The organism is Pseudoalteromonas sp. SCSIO 43201 (assembly GCF_023716725.1).
Lineage (GTDB): Bacteria > Pseudomonadota > Gammaproteobacteria > Enterobacterales > Alteromonadaceae > Pseudoalteromonas > Pseudoalteromonas peptidolytica.
This window is the reverse complement of record NZ_CP072684.1, coordinates 788,850-809,085: the sequence shown is the minus strand read 5'-3', so window position 1 is coordinate 809,085 and position 20,236 is coordinate 788,850. Positions and strand designations below refer to the sequence as shown.

At 41.5% G+C, this 20,236-nt stretch carries 16 protein-coding genes and 1 pseudogene; 9 read left to right on the top strand and 8 right to left on the bottom strand.

Annotated features, from left to right (window positions below; all coding sequences use genetic code 11):
- Positions 1–187: 187 nt before the first annotated feature.
- Positions 188–2,206: a S9 family peptidase gene (locus tag J8Z24_RS20120; RefSeq protein WP_252095733.1), complete on the bottom strand. Its 2,019-nt coding sequence runs from the start codon at positions 2,204–2,206 to the stop codon at positions 188–190.
- 480 nt (positions 2,207–2,686) lie between these two features.
- Between J8Z24_RS20120 and J8Z24_RS20115 the strand changes: the two genes are divergently transcribed.
- Entirely contained in the window at positions 2,687–3,100 is a 414-nt protein-coding gene (locus J8Z24_RS20115; RefSeq protein ID WP_125252599.1) for a VOC family protein, read from the top strand.
- A 365-nt stretch (positions 3,101–3,465) separates the two neighbouring features.
- Here J8Z24_RS20115 and J8Z24_RS20110 read toward each other — a convergent pair whose 3' ends face one another.
- From J8Z24_RS20110 to J8Z24_RS20090, 5 genes are all read right to left on the bottom strand, one after another.
- On the bottom strand, positions 3,466–6,177 hold the full coding sequence (locus J8Z24_RS20110) for a lamin tail domain-containing protein (RefSeq protein ID WP_252095732.1): 2,712 nt from the start codon (positions 6,175–6,177) through the stop codon (positions 3,466–3,468).
- Positions 6,178–6,531: 354 nt separating this feature from the next.
- Positions 6,532–7,065 carry a GNAT family N-acetyltransferase gene (locus J8Z24_RS20105; RefSeq protein WP_128732692.1) on the bottom strand — a complete coding sequence of 178 codons (534 nt, stop codon included), beginning with the start codon at positions 7,063–7,065 and terminating at the stop codon, positions 6,532–6,534.
- A gap of 47 nt (positions 7,066–7,112) precedes the next feature.
- Positions 7,113–7,841 carry a 5-oxoprolinase subunit PxpA gene (locus J8Z24_RS20100; RefSeq protein ID WP_176033691.1) on the bottom strand — a complete coding sequence of 243 codons (729 nt, stop codon included), beginning with the start codon at positions 7,839–7,841 and terminating at the stop codon, positions 7,113–7,115.
- Positions 7,842–7,850: 9 nt separating this feature from the next.
- Positions 7,851–8,651, bottom strand: a complete 801-nt coding sequence (locus J8Z24_RS20095) for a D-glutamate cyclase family protein (protein WP_176033692.1) — start codon at positions 8,649–8,651, stop codon at positions 7,851–7,853.
- Positions 8,652–8,661: 10 nt separating this feature from the next.
- Positions 8,662–10,458: a glycoside hydrolase family 3 protein gene (locus J8Z24_RS20090; protein WP_176033693.1), complete on the bottom strand. Its 1,797-nt coding sequence runs from the start codon at positions 10,456–10,458 to the stop codon at positions 8,662–8,664.
- A gap of 162 nt (positions 10,459–10,620) precedes the next feature.
- On the opposite strand from J8Z24_RS20090, the gene J8Z24_RS20085 reads away from it, so the two are divergent.
- From J8Z24_RS20085 to J8Z24_RS20065, 5 genes are all read left to right on the top strand, one after another.
- On the top strand, positions 10,621–10,965 hold the full coding sequence (locus J8Z24_RS20085; RefSeq protein ID WP_125252605.1) for a VOC family protein: 345 nt from the start codon (positions 10,621–10,623) through the stop codon (positions 10,963–10,965).
- Positions 10,966–11,514: 549 nt separating this feature from the next.
- Entirely contained in the window at positions 11,515–13,725 is a 2,211-nt protein-coding gene (locus J8Z24_RS20080; protein ID WP_252095731.1) for a sensor domain-containing protein, read from the top strand.
- Between the two features lie 276 nt (positions 13,726–14,001).
- On the top strand, positions 14,002–14,958 hold the full coding sequence (locus J8Z24_RS20075; RefSeq protein ID WP_252095730.1) for an acyltransferase family protein: 957 nt from the start codon (positions 14,002–14,004) through the stop codon (positions 14,956–14,958).
- A 162-nt stretch (positions 14,959–15,120) separates the two neighbouring features.
- Positions 15,121–15,954 (top strand): alpha/beta fold hydrolase, encoded by an 834-nt coding sequence (locus J8Z24_RS20070; RefSeq protein ID WP_252095729.1) that lies wholly within the window; start codon positions 15,121–15,123, stop codon positions 15,952–15,954.
- Between the two features lie 350 nt (positions 15,955–16,304).
- Entirely contained in the window at positions 16,305–16,514 is a 210-nt protein-coding gene (locus J8Z24_RS20065) for a cold-shock protein (RefSeq protein ID WP_010603820.1), read from the top strand.
- A 302-nt stretch (positions 16,515–16,816) separates the two neighbouring features.
- On the opposite strand, the gene J8Z24_RS20060 is transcribed toward J8Z24_RS20065, so the two are convergent.
- Positions 16,817–17,260, bottom strand: a complete 444-nt coding sequence (locus J8Z24_RS20060) for a hypothetical protein (protein ID WP_252095728.1) — start codon at positions 17,258–17,260, stop codon at positions 16,817–16,819.
- Between the two features lie 178 nt (positions 17,261–17,438).
- Here J8Z24_RS20060 and J8Z24_RS20055 point away from each other — a divergent pair, with 178 nt between their 5' ends.
- The gene (locus J8Z24_RS20055; protein WP_125252608.1) at positions 17,439–17,780 is read left to right on the top strand and encodes a zinc ribbon domain-containing protein YjdM; all 342 of its coding nucleotides are present in this window, start codon (positions 17,439–17,441) and stop codon (positions 17,778–17,780) included.
- 334 nt (positions 17,781–18,114) lie between these two features.
- On the opposite strand, the pseudogene J8Z24_RS20050 reads toward J8Z24_RS20055, so the two are convergent.
- A pseudogene (locus tag J8Z24_RS20050) lies at positions 18,115–18,257 on the bottom strand (IS110 family transposase); the annotation flags it as partial.
- A gap of 136 nt (positions 18,258–18,393) precedes the next feature.
- Here J8Z24_RS20050 and J8Z24_RS21875 point away from each other — a divergent pair.
- Together J8Z24_RS21875 and J8Z24_RS20045 are read left to right on the top strand one after the other, a co-directional pair.
- Positions 18,394–18,528 carry a hypothetical protein gene (locus J8Z24_RS21875; RefSeq protein WP_286037150.1) on the top strand — a complete coding sequence of 45 codons (135 nt, stop codon included), beginning with the start codon at positions 18,394–18,396 and terminating at the stop codon, positions 18,526–18,528.
- A 915-nt stretch (positions 18,529–19,443) separates the two neighbouring features.
- Positions 19,444–20,007: a dihydrofolate reductase family protein gene (locus J8Z24_RS20045; RefSeq protein ID WP_252095727.1), complete on the top strand. Its 564-nt coding sequence runs from the start codon at positions 19,444–19,446 to the stop codon at positions 20,005–20,007.
- Positions 20,008–20,236: the final 229 nt, after the last annotated feature.

The following is a 20,236-nucleotide window of genomic DNA, read 5'->3' as shown; positions in this document are numbered from 1 at the left end:
AGCAAGCGTAAAAAAGTTGCTGAAAAATAAAACCCCATTTTTTTCATAGGGTTAGTTTGTACCATGAAGGGTTGTAAATGAAGTGAATATGCTTTTCACCTTTCAAGTTGGTCTAAGTGTTAATTTAATAGTTAAAAGCACACTGAGGTCGGCTGACCTCAGTGTTTTATCGAGTTCAGGTGATTTACTACTTCTTCGGATCGTGCTTATCAAACCACCACTGAATGTACGCCACTTTATTTAATAGATTAGATGGCCTTTTGGTAATGCCGTGTGAAGCGTCTGGGATTCTTACCATCGCGGTTTCTACTCCTTGCAGTTTTAGCGCTTGATAATATTGCTCTGTTTCTGAAATCGGTGTACGATAATCGGCTTCCCCTGTCAGTAGCATAGTCGGTGTTTTCACGTTACCTACATAGCTAATTGGCGAGCGCTTCATATAATGATCCAAATGCTCCCATGGCTTACCAGGAAACCAATAATCTGCAAAAAATGGATAGAAATCAGCAGTTAACACAAAGCTATACCAGTTGATCACAGGCTTTGCTACTACAGCGGCGGCAAATCTGTCGGTATGGCCAACAGTCCACGCAGTTAATACGCCACCACCAGAACCTCCGGTAACAAATAAGCGGCTCTTGTCTATATATCCTTCACCAATTAAGTGATCGACGCCAGTCATGAGATCGTCAAAATCATGGCTGGGGTAATTATGGTGAATAGTTTGTGCAAACTCTTTGCCGTAGGAGTCGCTACCGCGTGGGTTCATATACAGTACAACATTACCTTGAGCTGCAAAAAGCTGAACTTCAGCGCTAAAATGTGGGCCATAATTAGCAACTGGGCCGCCATGGATCTCAAGCACAAGTGGATACTTTTTAGATTTATCAAACCCAGGAGGGTAGGCAACCCATGCCTGAATTGGCAATTGATCATGCTTTGATTTTAACCATACCTCTTCAACGGTTGCCAGTGTTTTATCGCCTAAAGCATCCTCATTTAATGCTGTGATAGGCCTAGGCTCGCCGCGCTTTACGATGGCAACGTCGGCGGGTCGTAGCGGATCAGCCAATGTAAATGCAACTAGGCCACGGTCGCTAATGGCATAGTCGCCACCTGAATATGGACGTCCAAAGCTAACACTACCAATGGCATCGGTTATTTGTTCAAAACGTCCCTTTAAAGGCTGGTAAGCTAAAGTGGTTTTACCTTCATTATCGTAGCTAACATAGACCCCACGGCTATTGGCTGCCCATGTAACGGAGTCTAGACTTCTATCTAAATCGGTGGCGTAGGTTTTGGTTTCACCAGACTTGAGGTCTTTGACGTAAAGTAGACTGTTTTCATAATTGGTTTTTTCATCGTCATAGCCAAGGTAGGCAAGGTATCGACCATCTGGTGAGACGGCGGGGTGGTTATCTGGCCCCTTTCGGTCGGTTACCGCAGTGATTTCAAGTGAGCTTAAGTCTAGCTTGTAGACTTCACTATTGGCTGGGTTTAGTTGGTTGTCCTGATGGCGATTAGCTGAAAAATATAGGGTTTTTCCATTGTCAGCAAAGCTAATTACACCGCTATGATTAAAATCACCAGAGGTGATTTGTTTGGCATTCCCACCATTGGCATCCAGCTTAAAAATATGATTAAAACCAGAGTCTGTATAGCCTGCGCCATCAGCACGGTAATACACATCATCGATAAACACGGGTGGCTTTGCCCACTTTGCACCTTCAGGCTTGCCTTTTATGGAAACTGGAGGTGCTTTTTGGCTTGGTACAAATTGGCTAAAATAGAGGCTTTTGCCATCTGGTGACCAGTGCAGCCCTGATGGGCCATGAGTTAAGTTACTGATTTTTGCAATGGCACCGGTATCTAGCCATTTCACATAGATTTGGCTGCTACCATCACGAGTGGAGATAAATGCGACTCTGTCATTGCTCGGTGATAGAGCTGGGGCATAGTCCATGTGGAGGCCAGAAGTCACAGGCTGCATCGCGTTTGTTGACAGATCAACAGACCAAATATTGCTGACTTTTCTGTCGCTTTTGATGTCCATGCGGTTACGCACGAAGAATACCTTGTCGCCGTTGTTGCTGATGTCTATTTGATTGGCGTATTCAAGGTTAAAAATATCGGTTGGTTGTAGCGGAGTAGCTTGCAGTGTCAATGCCGTACTGGCGATGGCTGCGCTTGCTAAAAAGTGTTTCATAGCTGATCCTGTTGCTTATTATTTTCTCTACTATGGCGTTTATAACGGCTTAATCAACTCTTTGCGATGAACGTGCTGCTGTTTACTAATACAATGCTGTATTTCTCTGACTCTGGCCTAATGCAAGCAGATTTAACTCTATAGCAGGGTGTAATAACTTAAGAGAGTAAGCCGTTACCTCACGCTTAGGTTATACCAATAAGCCTTAATACTTGTTCAATGTGAAGGAGTAAACCTGACGCTAACTTCGTTAAAAATTTCTCATTTAGTACAATTAAATAGCGAAACTTTCTCGCCTCAACATAGACCACTTAATGAAGATAATTGGTATTACTGAATATTCCTGATGTCGAAATATGCGCTGTAACTTTGCTCTTTATTAAAAAATCGCTTTACCTAAACATAACTTAAGGTTTTATGGTGTGCAGCGTATCAACAACACACCGAAGTGCGCATCGAGCGCAAAGTAAGGAATAGTATATGTATTTAGAGCATGTAAACTTAGTTGTAAGCGACCTAAAAGCAACACTGGCATTTTATCAAGCGGCTTTTCCACATTGGAAGGTGAGAAGTCAGGGACAAGGAGAGTGGCACGGAAAATCACGGAGTTGGCTGCACTTCGGCGATGACTATCACTATATTGCATTTAGCGATCACGGAGAGGGGCAAAACAGGGTACTTACAGGTCACCAAGTTGGCTTTGCACACTTTGCCTATGTTGTACAAAATATAGCAAGTGTTGTAAAGCGGCTAACAGAGGCGGGATACGACGTTGATAAAGTGGGTGCGCAGCATCCATATAGAAAAAATGTTTATTTTATTGACCCAGCAGGCTTTGAAATTGAATTTGTTGAGTATTTAAGTGATTTACCAACGCAGCGCAACAGTGACTGAAGTCAAATTAAGTATTTCGCCACATCAATTCGAGAGTTGACAGAGAAAATAGCCGCGAAGTTGCGTAAAGCACCTGGCGGCTATTTGAGTTTGAAGGGCTTTATCCCCATTCAGGTTATTTAACCTGAGGTTTGGATAAGGAATGTTCCAACTCATTGTTGCTAAAGTACAACTTAGTTTTTTCTTGTCTAGCCAGAGAGTTTTAGGGAAAACACCGCTCCCGCGTCCTGCTCTCGCTAAGGTACCTACATCCTGTAGGCAAGGCGAATTTACGCACCAATAGCTGGCTATTGGAAGTGAATTCAACGCAGTTAGCGCTAAAACTGGCTGCTAGAAAGGCATTAATTATCCGCAGCTCAGGTTATTTAGTTTTGATAGTTTGACCAGCGTTTAATTTGCTCAAATACCGCAGGTGATGGCTCGCTTTCTTTCTGTACCGCTTGTCTATCACTGTGCATGATGGATTTCTGCGTCCGAGACTCCATATCTTGCTTTGCATGGCCGCTATTCGCACCACTCCAAAATTGCGTAAAGTTGAGTATCAGACTTGACCATTCATCATAGTCATTGAGGACCGAGGTATTGTCATTGTCACCGTTAAGGTCAAAGTTGGTTAGGAGATCAGAGGTACTACCGTTACAGTCAAAGTCGATTGCCTCAGATTTATCGTTGTTTAGCCCTTTTGACTCATCGATATTCGCTTCATTTATTGGCTTATTATGACCATGCGAGTAGTCAATTATAAAATGTTCTAAGCCTTCTGCTGGGCTATTTACCAGTGCAGTTCCCTTAGGGAAGCAGTTTTCGTTACTATAAAACCATCGACTTAAGTACCGATCTCCTTCTTTATTCCCCACCGTTGGCAAGCCATCGAGTTGATATAGGTAGTTCATCACACTCACATGGTTTGGTTTGAAGTTTACATTTTCATTGCCACCATGATACAAGCCAAGGTTGTGACCTAGTTCGTGCATAATGGTGCCAGCTTGAAAGCTGTAAGTTACATTGGCTGCAATTTCTGAATTAACATTTAGCCCCCAATTACCAAGTGAAATCATCAAGTCATTGCCAAACAGTTCTGCTAAACCGGATGAACCTTGACTGCCGTCTTCTTTTTGGCTGTTGGCCATCAACATGTAGTGGAAAATAGGTTTACGTTTAAGGTCAAAATGCTTTGCTTTGTGATCCAGTACGCTAGGTGCGGCTTCTGTGCTGGCAAAAGTAGTGGTTTGCACAAAAGGAATTCGACTACCACCACCAAGGTCATAATGTGCCGGTGATAACCCATCTGCCTGATGGTATAAATTTCCTACATCAAAGTGTACCGCGATATTTTGTGCTGCAAAAGCTGCTTTCACTTTATCAAGGGCAGGTTTTTGCGGAATAATACCGGCATCTTCACTGTCCATGTAATCCACTTCAATAAAAATGTCTCTGATCCCAGCTCTTGCCCCCCATTCATATAAAGGTAAACCTGCAAAGCTGCCACCAGGCTGTTCAGCACAATCTGGGATCCCGTCTAAATCAGCATCCTCATCGCAAAGTACATCGTTTTTGCCACCTGGAGTGAAAAATGATGCAGGCTGCCAATCATCTATCGTATTACTGTCAATAAGCAAGTTTGTTCTAACTAAGCTTTGGCCTAACTGAGTAGAAATAGGCTGCATTTGATCACTTTGTTGCCACTGTGAAGCGGTCGCTGGCGTGTTCTGGCTTTCGCCAAAACGCACAAAATCAACGGTTTCTCCTTGCTTGTTTTGTAACTCTACATATCCAGATTGATACCATGCTGGGGCGTACAAGCCTTCACCTATCAACATTAATTGCGACGAACTGGAGACGCTATTTTGCCACGTTTGCGGGCCATGCTGGTTTTGTATCACAATATACTCACCAGGTTGCAATAATAGCGCTGTTAATGGAAATACCCGCGTACCTCCATCAGTATAATTCTCAAGTGCAACGCTTTCGGTGACCAGCTGATACTGACTTAAGTCTATTGCTTCATTGGTACCGTTATATAACTCTACCCAGCGATTATCATCTATGAACTTGGATGATGAGATTTCAGTTATCAGTAAGTCTGTGTGCGCAGTGACAAAATTAATCGTCTGGGCTTGTGTCGCGCTTGTGCCATAATAATTTGTCACGGCATCTGTGATTATGAGCTCATACTGTGAACTGGCTTGCAGCGACTCGTTGGGTAGCAAGGTCAGAGTATAATGTACATCCTCTTGTGCTTGTCCAACGGAAAAAGGTACACAAGTTTGGTCGTTCATCTTACGAAGTTGAATAGCGCCATTGCACTCAGGAGTCCCAATCTCAGTTACCCAAGATGCAGACATGTTGTCGTCGAAGCGCAGCACTAGCTCATCTGTTGTACTAAAGGGAGTCGTGTCAGACTCAGGGTAACTAGATAGTAATTGTGGCGCTGAGGTATCAACTACATCAATCAACACTTCAGCTTCGGTGGATAATGCGCCATCAGTTGCACTAAAACGCAACACTTCTCTATTAGTGCTATTTTTGTGTGGCGTGTAGCGGTATGTCTGTGTTGATCCATCAATTAGAGTAAGATCACCAGAAAGCGGTGGTTCATAAGTAACCGTAATGGCGTCACTCTCTGCGTCTTTGGCATCAAGGGTGAACTCAAGGGTATCATTAAACTCTACGTTGTAGGCACCGCCTGTCAGCTCCGGCGCTTGATTAACTTGTTTGATCGTAACCGACACACTTGATTCGGCTTTGTCACCATCATTGTCTGTAGCGCTGATTAAGAAAACGACATTGGTATCTTCTGAGACCTCAGGGGCAATAAATGAAAGACCTGAATCACTGAGTGTGAGGTCGATAACCTCTGGCCCTTCCGTTTGTTTTACGGTACGGGTTGCAACGGAGCCATCACTATCAGAAATTGTCACTGAGCCACTGACGTAGCTTCTTTCATCGGCACTGGACTCAAGTGCTGAAACTATCTGTGGCGGTGCGTTTTTATCGTCACCACCTGAGCCACCACAACCACTAAGGTGTAGCATCCCTAAACTTATCAAAGAAAGTTGGAATATTTTTTTATTCATTATTATTGATCCTGAACTATGGCGTACATCCGGCCATCAACTTACTTTTTTAGGGACATTAAGTACAGACTTGGGTGTTAATGAATGTAAAAATTCCGCATTAATTTACTAATTTGGGTTATATTTTTCCCGGAAAGAATGAAAGTTAAGCCAGTTATCAGCTAAAAGTGTATTAATTAACCCAAAAATCGGGGTGATTAATACCGCTCTCGCAGTCAGCTTTAGCGTTAACTGCGTCAATTTGCTTAGTTATTATCAAAATGCCCTACATAAGGAAAAATTTGATGCGGGCTTAAAAACAATGAACTGGCGCACTTCTTATCCAAAGCTCAGGTTCGTTGTACCAAACACAGGTTATGGGGCTAGCATTCCAAATTTTTCATCGTTTACCCAGTGCCCAGCAATTTGATAGTTGTCCTTTAATGTGCCCTCTAGCTCAAAGCCGAGTTTTTTCAGCAGCCGATGTGAAGCTTGATTACCTTGAGTCACGGTTGCAACAAGCTTATGGTAATTACATTGCTGCCACGCGAGTGATAGCACCGCTTGAGAGGCTTCATAAGCGTAACCTTTTCCTTGAAACTCGGGGGCTATCATAAAGCCCAGCTCTGCTTGTTGAAAAGGCGTCCACATACTTAAAAAGCCGTGAAGCCCTACGGCGATACCGGTTGCTTTTTCCTCAATCACCAGCGTAAGCCAGCTATTGTCTTCCTTGCGCCACTGTCCAAGCCCTGCACTTAAGCGTGAGTTAAATTTCTCCCGTACTGTATCTTCGTTGGCTATATCACCGATATAGCGCATTACATCAGGGTGCTGGTGGAGTGCTTGCCAAAGCGCCCAATCGGACTCAAGAAGTGGGCGCAAAGTGAGTCTCTCAGTTGTTAGCAGCATGTATTATTCCTTAAATGATGAAATCCATCTCTGTAAAGTATCACAATCTACTGATTTATCATGCTTTTTATTTCTTGGATTAACGCAATGCTGGCCGCATTGTCACCGTGAACACATAAAGTATCGGCACGCAATGTCAGCGACTTACCTGATGCCGTAGTAACGCGACTATATTTGCGTAGTTGTTCAACTTGCGCTAGCAGTGCGGCTTTGTCATGCACCGCAAGTGGTTCTGAACGAGGTGTTAGAAGCCCATCGTCACGATAAAGCCTATCTGCAAAGGCTTCAAAAATTAGCGTGACACCGTGCTGCTCAGCGAGCTTTTGATGTATATCTTGTTTTGCACTGGCCAATATCATCAACTTCAGTTTTTTGGGGTAACACGCAATGGCGTTAAGAACTGTGGTCATCACAGCTTCTGATTTCATCATATCATTGTATAGTGCGCCATGTGGTTTTACGTAATGTAGACTCGTATGTTGCACCTGTGCCATCCCATCAATAGCTGCGATTTGATAATGCAGGTGATGTGTTAACTCTTGTGCACTGAGGGACATCGAGCGTCGGCCAAACCCCTGCCGGTCTGGGTAGCTCGGATGTGCACCTAATATTACTTGGTGGTTTTTGACCAATGTCAGTGTCTTTGCAAGTACATCTGGGTCGCCCGCATGAAAGCCGCAAGCGACATTTGCCATATCAATATGTGGCATGACTTGTTCGTCTAAGCCCATCTTCCAAGCGCCAAAGCTTTCGCCTAAATCGCAATTTAACAACATGCTGTTTTCCTATTTGTGTACTGCTAATTCTAAATCTTGCATGTCTGTTACCAGCAAGTGATGTGGACAATTCATTATACAAAATTCAGGCGCGGCTTTGGTAATCGCTAACTGTGCAGTTAAACTGGAACCCCAAAATACCGGTAAGTGATTGTGACTAAAAGTTAGAGGCTCTCCAAAATTAGGCTTACTAATATCGTCTATACCAACTTCTTGTGGTGTGCCAAAATGTAGTGGCATCGCAAAGGGAAGACGGCTTAGGGTCGCTGCTTGAATTGTCTTGATTAAGTCTGGTTTCGACAGCGCCCGCATTGCGAGTACTTGTGTTGCGGTGTATTTACCAACTGGGTTACAGGGAATGTTACTGATGTAAAGAGGTAAGGGAGTGGTTGGGTTTACCGAGTGAGAAGCAATACCATACTGGCTGAGTAAGTAGTCAAAAGACAGGTAACTGGCGAAGAAAAATGTGACTAAATCATCTCGCCAAAGTTGCTCAATCTGCAGGCACTTTTGTGCTTGTTGTCCATTCTTAAAAATTTGATATTTCGGTATGTGGTGGCGAATATCAACCTCTTTTCCCAGCTCATCAGCACGAAAGCAACCGGGATCCGTTGGTGGTATAAGCAGTTTACACGTTTCTGGATTTCGTTGGCAAAAGTTGAAGAAATCATAGGCTTCACGTTGTGGCAAAATGATTACATTGCACTGGGTGAAGCCTGGAACAAACCCCTTAGTTGGACCGCTATAGTCCCCATCTTTAATCATTTTTCTGATTGCGTATGGTGCGCTCAAAGAAGCACTGGGATCCATAAAGTCTCCATCACTTATCTATAGTCACGGGTAGAGAACCTTGCGCTTTTGCTATGCCCAATAGCACTTTAGCCAACGCGGTATAAGCAGGACCCGAGACCTTGTCACCGTTAACTATATCTACATTATAGGCGTAACTCGCTAACACTGCGTCACTGAAAGGTGCAAACGTACTAATTTCATAAGGGGCTCTTAGGCTAATAAAAACCTGTTTTTTTGCCAATTGTTTACCTTGTTTCAGTAATTTTTGCAGTGCGGCGGGCTGCTCGTTTTTCGCAACACCATGCGCACGTAGTTTTTTAACGTCGTCCATCCCACCTATCTCTACAGCACTTTGTGGCGGAGAAGCATGAGCGGCAATGACCACATCAGCTTGTGACATTGCTTTGAGTGCAATATCAGGGTCGTATGCTTGTAAACTGGTACAAGTCACCGTTAGTGGATGTTGACTTATTGTCTGTAATGCTTGCTCAAGGGCCAAGCATTTTTGTCTGTCGGGCATTATCAGATGAAGCGTTTTAACGTCATTTGAAAGTGGTACCAGTCCTTCATTTTTTACTTGTGTGATTGCAGCTAGGGCGAGCTCAGCTTCTAATGCACGATGTTTCGGGTTGCCAAGTGTAGAGTGTGCGATTGCGCCGGATGCCGCGGTATTGGGTATTTTATTTTTTAGGGTGGTAATACGGGATATCGACTCATTCAGCTGGCTTTTATCAAGCCTACCGCTTTCAGCGGCTTGAGCCAGCTTACTCATATATTGTTCAAAGCGTTCAATGTCTTTAGGGCTTCTAATTGCAATCGGCATCAGTGCAATATCAACACCGGCGTTAAACGTTGCAATAGTGGCGTCAACTGGGTTAAAAAAGTCACTGATCCCGGCCATATCCAAAGCGTCCGTCACCGTCACCCCTTGGTAGCCAAGCTCGTGCCGCAAAAGTTGTGTCATAATTTGATAAGACATGGTAGCAGGCTTAATCATGCGTTGACCTTGGGAATTTACAAGTGTGCTGCTATCAAGTGCAGGGTATTGAATGTGTGCAGTCATGATCATACCTGGTGGATGTGCCTTTATGATCTCTGCAAATGGAAATACATCCTGACTATCAATCGTTTCGCGGTCGTGATCAACTCGGGGTAAACCAGTATGACTATCAACGTGGGTGTCACCGTGACCTGGGAAATGTTTTAACGCTGAGATCACGCCTGCGTCTTCAAATGCTTTTACTTGAGCAAGTCCTAACTTTGCGACAACTTCAGGCGTTTCGGAAAATGAACGTACATTGATCACTGGGTTATTGGGGTTGCTGTTGACATCGACTGTTGGTGCAAAATTAACATTAATGCCTAAACTATGTAGCTCTTTACCAATTGCCTCTGCGACTTTTGTTGCATAGCTATCACCGTGTTGTAGGTAAGTTGCGCCAATACTCATGTTTCCAGTAAATGAGGTGGCTTGTTGACGATTAATGCGAGCAACCCGGCCGCCTTCTTGATCAATAGCCACAAATAAAGGAAGCTTGCTTTTACTATTTTGTGCAGCGCGTTGAAGTGCGTTACTGAGGCCAACGATTTGAGTCGTATCTTGTACATTCTCGGAAAACAAAATAGCACCACCAATCTCGTATTGGCTAATTAATTCTGCCAATTCAGGGGGGAGCGTGGTCATCGGTATTCTGCAATCGGCACTGGCTTTTTTGTGGTCGTGACAGTAATAACGAAAGTCGAGCATTAACTTTTGTCCAAGCATTTGAGGTGTGGTTAGCGGTGCTGTTGTTTCAGAAGCAGTAGACGAAGAAGTGAAACTCATGAATGTGATAGTTCCTAAAGTAGAGAGCAAAGATAATAATCGCACAATCAATAATAAACGCTGAATAAAATTGCCTACACTGTATCACTGATATGGAAGTGACTACAAAGTGCAAAACCTGAAAACAAACGAAAATATTGGTAACACGAGAAGGAGAAATCAATGAATAATCATATTGACTATATTGAATTGGCAGCAAAAGACTTACCCGCTACTCAGGCATTTTTTGAACAAGTATTTAACTGGCAGTTTGAATCATACGGGCCTGATTATATTGCTTTTTCAAACGCAGGGTTGAATGGTGGTTTTTTTACAGCGCAAGGTAGCTCAAAGCAAGCTAACGGCGGTGCATTAGTGGTGCTATATAGTGATGACTTGGAATTAGCACAAAGTAAAGTAGAGCAAGCTGGAGGTGAAATAGTTAGAGCAATATTTACGTTTCCAGGTGGTCGCCGCTTTCATTTTGTTGAGCCAAGTGGAAATGAGTTGGCTGTCTGGTCTCAGTAGCCACAGCGCAACAGTACAATGTCATGTTAGCCAGATGGTTGGATATTACTCTTGTGGAGATCAATTTAACACGGCTACGGAATTGTCTCTGCTAGACAACAAGCAGTTATCTCGAGGCCTGTTACATTTTCTGTCAAACGCTTTGTAAAGCCTATTTACAGAGCGCTATCGTTTACCATTATTGCTATTTAATTTCAGTTATCTTAATTAAGTGATGTATTTGGGGGTTAGCAAACCTTGGGATAACACCGCACCTGCGCTGTGTTCTGGCCAAAACTCTCTGGCTAGATTTGGAAACAATTTAGTGTGACTTTAAAAACTACTAATTAGCCGACTCCTTATCCAAATCTTTGGCTATTTACGCTTTGCCGTTGCTCCTACAAACTTGAATTTACTACTGTCGTGAACAATAGTTAGAACTTACCTAAGCTCGCATTTTTTGGTATCAGACAGTAACACAATATCTTATTGGCTCTGGGCTTTTTAGTGTTGTGTGTGTCGTGTTTTTACCAAAGCGTTTTCCCTTACTCAGTTCAGGTTAGTTGGGCGATGAAAGTAATATTTTCAGGTATTAGCATTGTGTTTCTGATAGTGGTGTTGATGGCCGATAAATTTGCTTTATTTAACCTGAACCTCTTTGTGTATTGTGCCTTATGTTTCGTTATATTAGCGTTACTGTTGTGGTATTTCAGGTGCGGTGTATCACGGCAACAAAGTATTCACTTAGGAGCTAATGCACCCTTTCCTCAGCTGTTGCTAGATGGCTCAGGGGTAGTTGTACAGGCTAACGATCAGGCGCGGTGTTTGTTTGCTGATGTTGCTTCTGTGGAAGGGGAGTCATTAGACGCTTTAATCTCGGTCTCAAATACTAAACCTGAGTCAGAACAAGGGTTATTACCTGTGTTACTTGGCCAACAGAATCCAAACTGTACTCTTAAGTGTGACGGTAGCGCGATGACGGCTATCGTTGTGCCACTGTATTTTAATGGCTCACATTGTCGCTATATATGTATTTTCAAAGACATGAAAAAAGAGGTAGAGCTAACTGAGGCCTTTGAAGCAGAAAAGGAGCTGCTCGAAGTTACAGTAAATTCAATAGGAGATGGGGTGATATGTACTGATACTCAGGGTGTTATTACTTATGTCAATCCTGTGACGGAAGCGGTGTTGGCGATGTTGAGCGAAGAAGTTGTGGGGCGGCATTTTGATGATGTGATGCCTATGTATCACGAGGTCACTAAAACACCACTCAACGAATTTCCTGAACGTTGTCTCAAGCAAGGCCATACAATTTGTCTACCTGAACTTACTTCCATCACTAATCATTTAGGGTTAACCTTTGCAATCCAAGATTCATTTTCGCCAATCATAGCTAAAGACGGCACATACTTGGGAACCGTGATGGTGTTTCAAGACGTCACAGAGTCAAGGCTTATGGCGAAAAAAATGAACCATCTGGCTCATCATGACTCCCTCACGGGCCTGCCAAACAGACTATTACTTCATGACCGACTCGTTCAGACGTGCAAAAGAGCCAAGCGGGTGCAGCATCAATTTGCTCTGATATTTGTAGATGTGAATAAATTTAAGAAAATCAATGACTCTCTCGGCCATGATTACGGAGACTTACTCCTCAAAGAAATCGCAAGTAGGCTCACTGGGCAAATCAGGCGGTGTGATACTGTTGCAAGAGTGGGCGGAGACGAATTTGTGATACTCATTGACAGTATCAAAAACAAAAAATATGTCCGAAAAGTGATTAGTAAAATATTGGCGTGTGTTAATGGTCAATATACGCTCGAGCGAGTAACTATCAAAGCCTGCGTTAGCGCTGGCGTCGCTATTTATCCAGATGATGGCGAGGACTCTGAAGCATTAATAAAACATGCCGATGCCGCTATGTACCGAGCTAAGAAAATAAAACAGACAGAATTTCAATTTTATAACGCTCGTTTAGACCATGAAGCTGAGAAGCGGCTGCAACAAGAGAGCGACCTTATTGCAGCGATACAAAATCAAGCATTTGTGCCTTTTTATCAACCAATTATTGATGCCCACACACGAAAAATTAAAAAGCTAGAAGTATTAGCTAGATGGCAACAGGGCGATCAACTACTGCTACCGAAAGACTTCTTTGAAGTTGCCTGTGACGGTGAATTGATGATTGAAATCGGTCAACAAATCCGTCAGCGAGCGCTACGTGCAATGCAGACTTGGTGCAGTACTTTTGACAATCTAATTATCACGTTTAACTTTTCTTTGGTGGAATTAACAGATCAAACGTTGATGAAGCAGTTTTTAGCACAGATAGCACAGCATCAAATAGCGTATCGCCAAGTTGAAATAGAAATTAAAGAAGTAGATATCATTGATTTAATCGAGACAGCACCAACTGTTTTACAGGAGCTAGAACAAACCGGGATTCGTATTGCTATCGACCATTTTGGTATTGGTCATGCTAACATGCTGTACTTACAAGATTTTGTATTCGACGCAGTAAAAATCCCACCGGCATTTTTGGCTTCATCAGAGTCTTTAGCTTCACAGAATAATCTAATCAAAGTGGTAGTCCAAATAGCAAAAACACTTGAGATCGAGAGTACAGCTGTGGGTGTAGAAACACCGATACAAGCAAAGTCATTAAACCTTGCTGGGTGCCACCTGATCCAAGGAAACCACCTATATCCCCCTCTATCAGAAACTGACGTCACGCCATTACTGAATACTTACATGAGTATAGAGCGGCGTAAAGCCAAATAAAATCAGTGGATTGCTACTATGGTGTGTCGACGTGTAATCGATGTCCTTACGCAGGGCATTTCAAATAACTGTTGTATTGGGATATAAAAATTACTTTAAAAAAACTAATTCTTATATGCCTGTTCCATGGCTAAAAATAGCTCAATAAAGCTTCCTTAACGACAGGACCGCTTTTTAGTTTAAGTTAGGGTCCTAAGTGAACTTTTGCAGCTTATTTTGCTGTTTTTTTGATAAAATATTTCAATCGTCTATAAAAGAGGAAAGTAAGTATAACTTATGGATAGAAATGTCTCTCTCGATATTCTGAAACTATCAATGGCTTTTATGGTTGTTGGTTTACATGCTGGCTTTTTAAGTGAAATATCAGCGTTGGGATCATACCTTACAGTTCAAGGTGTATTTAGAATTGCAGTCCCCGTATTTTTGATCATTAACGGGTTTTACTTTTTTCCTGTTTTAGCTAAAGGAAGGCAAACCACGTGGTTGAAGCGAGTCTTTATTCTGTATGCAGTGTGGATGCTATTTTATTCCTATTTTTGGTTTTCATTACCGAGTTTTTCGTTAAAAGATATTATTGAGCTAATCAAAAACATCATCGTTGGTTACCATCATTTGTGGTATATCGCGGGAATGTTGGGAGCAGCGTTATTACTATGCGCATTGCAACGATTTTCATCTACTATTTTGGTTATAACTATTGTTGCCACTGCCGCACTAGGAATACTGATCCAATACTTAGGAAATTATCATTATTTTGAAGGGAGTAGGCTAGATAACTTTTTCAACTTAAATTGGTTTCATCGAAATGCTTTATTTTTTTCGTATCCATTTTTCTGTATTGGTTTTTTGATAAATAAGCATCGCATTCATACTAAGATTAGTTTAACAAGCGCTACAACGCTGAGTGCTTTGGGTCTTGCTTTCTTACTGCTAGAGTCTTATATCAACTACTCCCAAGCCAGCATGGATGAAGGGTTCGATAACTATTTCTCACTTTTAATTCTGTGTCCTTTTGTTTTCATTACTTTTACGAAAATAAAAGTATCAGGAAACAGTAAAAATATTGCATTGTATTCATCAGCGGTCTACTTTATTCACTCATTCTTTCTTAGCTTGCTAAAAATGTTTACTGATGTTGAAGCAACCATGTTGACCGCTTTATGTATCGGGCTTTCTTTGCTTGCTTCTCACTTTTTAATTCGAGTAAATAGCAAAGTTAAGTTTATCTTATAAAAAGCAGACATCTAAATTCTGTTATTACAGATTTTAGCACGATAAAACATAAGCTTAGCTAAGCTCTAGCTCAAGTCTCAGGCGCAATGCAAGCCATAGCGGATTTGGTTATTGGCTGCTACATTGTTTCCCAAGTGGAAAGGTTAACATCAAGGAAAATAGATGTGTCACAAGCTGCTTTTTTTATTCTGTATTGTTGCCAGTAGCACAGCCTTTGCGAAGGCTGTGCTTGAGCGTACCATCAAAGAGCGTATTGTTGTTGCAAATACAGTTTCACTGCAAGTGTATCATGTGGCGGGAAGCGATCCGGCTATTGTATTTGAAACTGGCTCTGCTGCGCCCGCAATTTACTGGACTTTGGTGTTAAAAGGTTTGTCACAGCGGGTGCCAAATACGCTGTTGGCATACAATCGTGAGGGCTACGGAAAGAGTGAACTTAGCCATAGAGCTTATAGTGTAGATACTGACAATCGAAACTTGCAGCAGTTACTAAAAGCGCTGAATATTAGTACTCCGTTTATCTATGTAGGCCACTCCTATGCTTACTATGTGATGCAAAATTACATTACTTATTACCCTGAGCAAATAGCCGCTTTACTATACGTAGATCCTGTCACAGTCTACTTTATCGATAAAACCCAAGGACTCACCCCTGACACATTACTACCACCTTTAGATACGTTACCTGACAGTGTTTTTGCCAGGGCGTTACGACGTGAAACTCAGGCATTGAGTGAAACTGTGGCGAGTGTTAGACCTCATCAAATACCTAAAAATGTCCCATGTCGGGTGATTGCAGCGCAGTATGCGTTTGACCCGAACAAACGTGATCTAAAAGCATGGCGAGAAGGTCAAAATATGTTGGCATCACATTGTAATTCTCAGTTGATTATTGCACAAAATAGCGATCACACCGTGCCAATGAAAGCACCTCAAATAGTGATAGAGCAAGTGATACAACTCGTTCAAGAATTAACACCCAAAAAGGGGCTATAACTTGATGAATATTTTATTGCAATTATCAGTGATGGCGCGGGATTGATGAAATAATGCCTTTAAAAATAAGGCGTTGAAAAAATACACAAGAAAATTTTGAGGTTTGTCATTAACGAGTCATATTGCTGATTAAAAATACATTGACTTAGGGTGGAATCCCTATATGATGTTCATAGACAGAATTTGAGTCAGTGTTTTAAAATCTCCATTACGTTGTTGTATAAGTGTTTGCTTGTAGTAGTACCGTCCTGAAGTTTTATCCACTCTACAAATTTAGGTCTATGCGCCCACATGGGCATAGCTCATCAATGCAAAGCATTGGTTTTTGTTTTTATATCAGGATTAGTATTATGTCTAACACTCTTACAGGTACCGTTAAGTGGTTTAACGAGTCAAAAGGTTTTGGTTTCATCGCTCAAGAAAATGGCCCTGACGTGTTCGCACACTTCAGCGCAATCAAAGGTGACGGTTTCCGTACACTTGCTGAAGGCGAGAGAGTAGAATTCACAGTAACTGATGGCCAAAAAGGTCCTCAAGCTGAGAACATCGTTAAGCTTTAATCGCTTAATAGATGAAGAAAAAGCAAGCTATGGCTTGCTTTTTTTGTGTCTGTAATTTAACGAATATCAACTTGTGCCCATCAGCTTAATGAAGTGAGCTATTTTGAGACAGGAAAATCTTGTCGATAACACGGCTACCGCGTACTGCTCTCGCTAAGGTACCTACATCCATATAGGCAAGGCAAAAATTTTGCTATTTAGTTGTTCTAAATAAGAAGTTTTTAACGCTGTTAGCGTCGGGTTTACTCCTTCAAATTGCGCAAGTATTAAGTCTAATTGGTATTTGCATCAGGTTTGCTTCCTCAAATTGGCATATTATTTCTGTGTGTCTTGGCGAGATTTTCAAGCGTAGTGATCGCCGAAGCATAAATCTCTCGTGATGTTTTACTGAGCCCGCCGCTAGCCGCTGAAATTTCAAATGTACGCTTCATATCTCCAAGTAAATCAATCTTTTCATGTGGGTTTTCAGTCATAGATATCGGCGCGCCGATAGCTATCATCTGGCCTGAATCAATAAACCCTCCTTCGAATAGTTCTCGGGACATAGTTCGTGCTTCTGCCGCAGAAATATTGTGAACGTTGTATTTAGAGGCAATAGTTTGCCAATTATGTTCGGCATTGTTAGCGGTTTGGCTAATGGAGACTTGGGTGTCTTTTTGTACCGCTTCAGCCTTTTTTGGTTGATTCAGGCTCTGGCTGCTATAAATTGTTGGTGAGCCAACCCCTTGAGTTTGACTAACAAGCATAGGTAATCCTTTATATGATGAAATATAGATTAATTACTAAGCAATTGCCGTGCCGCAACATTTTGGGTAGCTATTCTTAATTCAATAGCGATTTAAAGACGAATATAGAGGACGCTCTACTCACTTTTACAGTATCATATGCCGATGATACACAGCCTTAAAAGTGATACAGTTAATTATGTCTTTACCTGCTTGCCCCAAATGCAATTCTGAATATGTTTATCAAGATCAAAGTCAACTAATATGCCCTGAATGTGCTTACGAATGGGATCCTAATGCGACTGCTAAAGAGGACGACTTTCAAGTAAAAGATGCCAACGGCACACTACTCGCTGATGGCGATAAAGTCACAGTAATTAAAGATTTAAAAATCAAAGGTAGTTCACAAGTCATTAAAATAGGCACTAAAGCTTTGGTAAGGCGTGTGCTAGATAAAAAAGACCATGAGCTTGACTGCAAGGTTGATGGTGTTGGTGAAATGATGGTGACAGCGAAGTTTGTCAAGAAAGCAAATACTTAAGTGGACGGTGTTTAGGGGTTATGGAGCTTTATTAAAGTTGCTCCAGTGGGCTGAGAGTGGAACTAAGTTTTGGCTCAATAGCATGAGTATACCTTTCAGTTGTACGAATATCAGTGTGACCCAAAAGCTCCTAAACTGTCATGATATAGGTTCTACTGATTAATCGTTGTGTTGCAAACATACAGCGGGAAGTATGAACTTTAACTTATTTGGGATATTGCTTAGCTGCGCACCTTAGCTATTTTCAAAAAGTGGTTTCGTGTATGTGATGCGGAAAAATATAGTCATCATAGGGGGGGGTGACAGCGAGTAGTGAAAGGAAAAAAGTATTGCCTGATAAGCTTTTAATCGTGTTTTTAGCAATAGATATACCTCTGAAATGAATAGGTTGTGCGCCGCGATTATCTTCAGTGTAGGCAACCTCAATGATCTCTTTATGAGTATCTAAGCCATGAAAAGTATGTTACGTCTATTCATGCTAGCATCTGCTGTTTAGTTATTTGACAAACTAATTATGGCTCTGGCTTTTTAACTAACCCACGAAGGTCGAAAGTTAGCACTGTGTGGAGGTTATTATGTCTATATTGCATAGGGTTTCAACAAGGAGTAGTTGATGATTAAAAATATTATTGCCATTAGTTTGTTCATAGGTTCATTTTATTTGATTTTAACTAATCAGTGGGGAATTGGCTTAACTACTCTTGTGTTGTCAGCAGTACTTTCAAAATTTCTTACTGGGCATTATTAGTTTGGATTTGGCTCTATTTTCGGTGGTGATTCGGAGAAGAATAATAAAAGTGCTGGAGATTAGTACTGCAACATAACACATATGAACCTTCTTCGATCCAGTAAGCATAACGATTCTTTTTAGCTGCTAATTTGTATTAGTCATTCCTAAACCTGTCCAACTTCGTTATGTTTGGCCGTTAAAACCGTTTTTGGCAAACACAGATTGAGGGAGCTTATTGCGACCACCACTGCCCAAGTCAGTCGATACAACTTAATGTTTGGGCCACTAGATATTCATCAGTTAACCTTAATCTGGCGCCACTCAAACGGATGGCTCATTCGTCCAGTTAGTTAAAGGTTCAACTAAGGTGAAAACGATTTAATGCATTGCTTAAATTAGTGCGCATCAATCGGTGTCTAATCACGGCGAAATAGCTTATTACTCCGACAACACTTACCTGTCAAATTCAGCTATTACTGGCATAAGCACAAAATCGCTATCATGTTCAGCACATCAATTACTAATCCAATACCAGTAATGCATGACACGACACCAATAACAATATCTTCAAGATAAGGTGAAGTCAGTTTAAGTAATTCATGTTTATCAGCTTGTATTTTTTGATGAACAACCTTATTACCGCGTCCATCAGGTATGCAAACGTATAAAATGTGTGCATGAAGGCCAATTCCACAATAATATTAATGAAAAGTAGAATAGGATTTCATTGATCTTTCTCCTTTAGGTTTGGTCGCCTAGAAGTTTAGCTGTCAGCTAAACTTCTAGGAGAGGGTTCAATAATTATCAGACTGTTTGATAAGTGAATAAAATTGCGTTGGCTTGGTTTCGATCCGATTCAGATGATAGCCAACTAGATTTTGCGTTTTAACTGAGATGTTATAAGTAATCTCAATTTCGGAGTAAAAATAAGCTATGAAGTGTTCCGTTTATATTGCAACCAGTGCCGATGGCTATATAGCAACATTTGATGGCGATGTTGATTGGCTGCACACTGCAGGAAATTCTGAAGCAGATATGAGTGAGAACCCTGATATGGGATTTGATGAATTTATCGCCTCAGTTGATTGCATGATTATGGGGCGAAAATGCATGGATGCTATTGCTGGTTTTAACTTGACTCCTGAGCAATGGCCTTATGGTGATACAAAAATCTATGTATTAAGTAATACAATGAAAGAGCCACCTGAAAATTTACGTAACAAAGTTGAGATGTATTCAGGTGATATTTTGAAGCTAATAAGTCAACTCAAAAGTAGTGGCTATAAACATGCTTATATTGATGGCGGCACTACAATTACGAATTTTATTAATCTTCAACTACTCAATGAAATGACAATTACAAAAGCACCAATCATTTTAGGTAAAGGTATTCCGCTTTTTGGCGAATTGAATAAAAGTATTAAGCTTACAAATATAGAAGCTACTGTATTTCCAAATGGTTTTATTCAAGAGAAGTTTATTCTGAATTACTTATAACAAGCACTTAAGAGTGATTCTCAAAGCTTGGCTGTGTCGCTCAAGTACATTTTATAGGGGCAGACACCAAGTAAAGTTTTCACCGAGGACGCTTGAGAAGTATCGAGGCTAATCTTACCACGCCCGAATACAGCCTGTTTGAGCGATGAATCTTAATTTATGAATACGAGAAGCGCCTTACGTTTAAAATAACTTAAGAGCATGAAGTGTAATGGCCTTTTTCAAATTC

What these genes read in the sequence shown, in the direction of transcription:
- J8Z24_RS20120 (WP_252095733.1), bottom strand. Translation starts at nt 2,206, where the DNA reads ATGAAACACTTTTTAGCAAGCGCAGCCATCGCCAGTACGGCATTGACA.
- J8Z24_RS20115 (WP_125252599.1), top strand. Translation starts at nt 2,687, where the DNA reads ATGTATTTAGAGCATGTAAACTTAGTTGTAAGCGACCTAAAAGCAACA.
- J8Z24_RS20110 (WP_252095732.1), bottom strand. Translation starts at nt 6,177, where the DNA reads ATGAATAAAAAAATATTCCAACTTTCTTTGATAAGTTTAGGGATGCTA.
- J8Z24_RS20105 (WP_128732692.1), bottom strand. Translation starts at nt 7,065, where the DNA reads ATGCTGCTAACAACTGAGAGACTCACTTTGCGCCCACTTCTTGAGTCC.
- J8Z24_RS20100 (WP_176033691.1), bottom strand. Translation starts at nt 7,841, where the DNA reads ATGTTGTTAAATTGCGATTTAGGCGAAAGCTTTGGCGCTTGGAAGATG.
- J8Z24_RS20095 (WP_176033692.1), bottom strand. Translation starts at nt 8,651, where the DNA reads ATGGATCCCAGTGCTTCTTTGAGCGCACCATACGCAATCAGAAAAATG.
- J8Z24_RS20090 (WP_176033693.1), bottom strand. Translation starts at nt 10,458, where the DNA reads ATGAGTTTCACTTCTTCGTCTACTGCTTCTGAAACAACAGCACCGCTA.
- J8Z24_RS20085 (WP_125252605.1), top strand. Translation starts at nt 10,621, where the DNA reads ATGAATAATCATATTGACTATATTGAATTGGCAGCAAAAGACTTACCC.
- J8Z24_RS20080 (WP_252095731.1), top strand. Translation starts at nt 11,515, where the DNA reads ATGAAAGTAATATTTTCAGGTATTAGCATTGTGTTTCTGATAGTGGTG.
- J8Z24_RS20075 (WP_252095730.1), top strand. Translation starts at nt 14,002, where the DNA reads ATGGATAGAAATGTCTCTCTCGATATTCTGAAACTATCAATGGCTTTT.
- J8Z24_RS20070 (WP_252095729.1), top strand. Translation starts at nt 15,121, where the DNA reads ATGTGTCACAAGCTGCTTTTTTTATTCTGTATTGTTGCCAGTAGCACA.
- J8Z24_RS20065 (WP_010603820.1), top strand. Translation starts at nt 16,305, where the DNA reads ATGTCTAACACTCTTACAGGTACCGTTAAGTGGTTTAACGAGTCAAAA.
- J8Z24_RS20060 (WP_252095728.1), bottom strand. Translation starts at nt 17,260, where the DNA reads ATGCTTGTTAGTCAAACTCAAGGGGTTGGCTCACCAACAATTTATAGC.
- J8Z24_RS20055 (WP_125252608.1), top strand. Translation starts at nt 17,439, where the DNA reads ATGTCTTTACCTGCTTGCCCCAAATGCAATTCTGAATATGTTTATCAA.
- J8Z24_RS21875 (WP_286037150.1), top strand. Translation starts at nt 18,394, where the DNA reads ATGATTAAAAATATTATTGCCATTAGTTTGTTCATAGGTTCATTTTAT.
- J8Z24_RS20045 (WP_252095727.1), top strand. Translation starts at nt 19,444, where the DNA reads ATGAAGTGTTCCGTTTATATTGCAACCAGTGCCGATGGCTATATAGCA.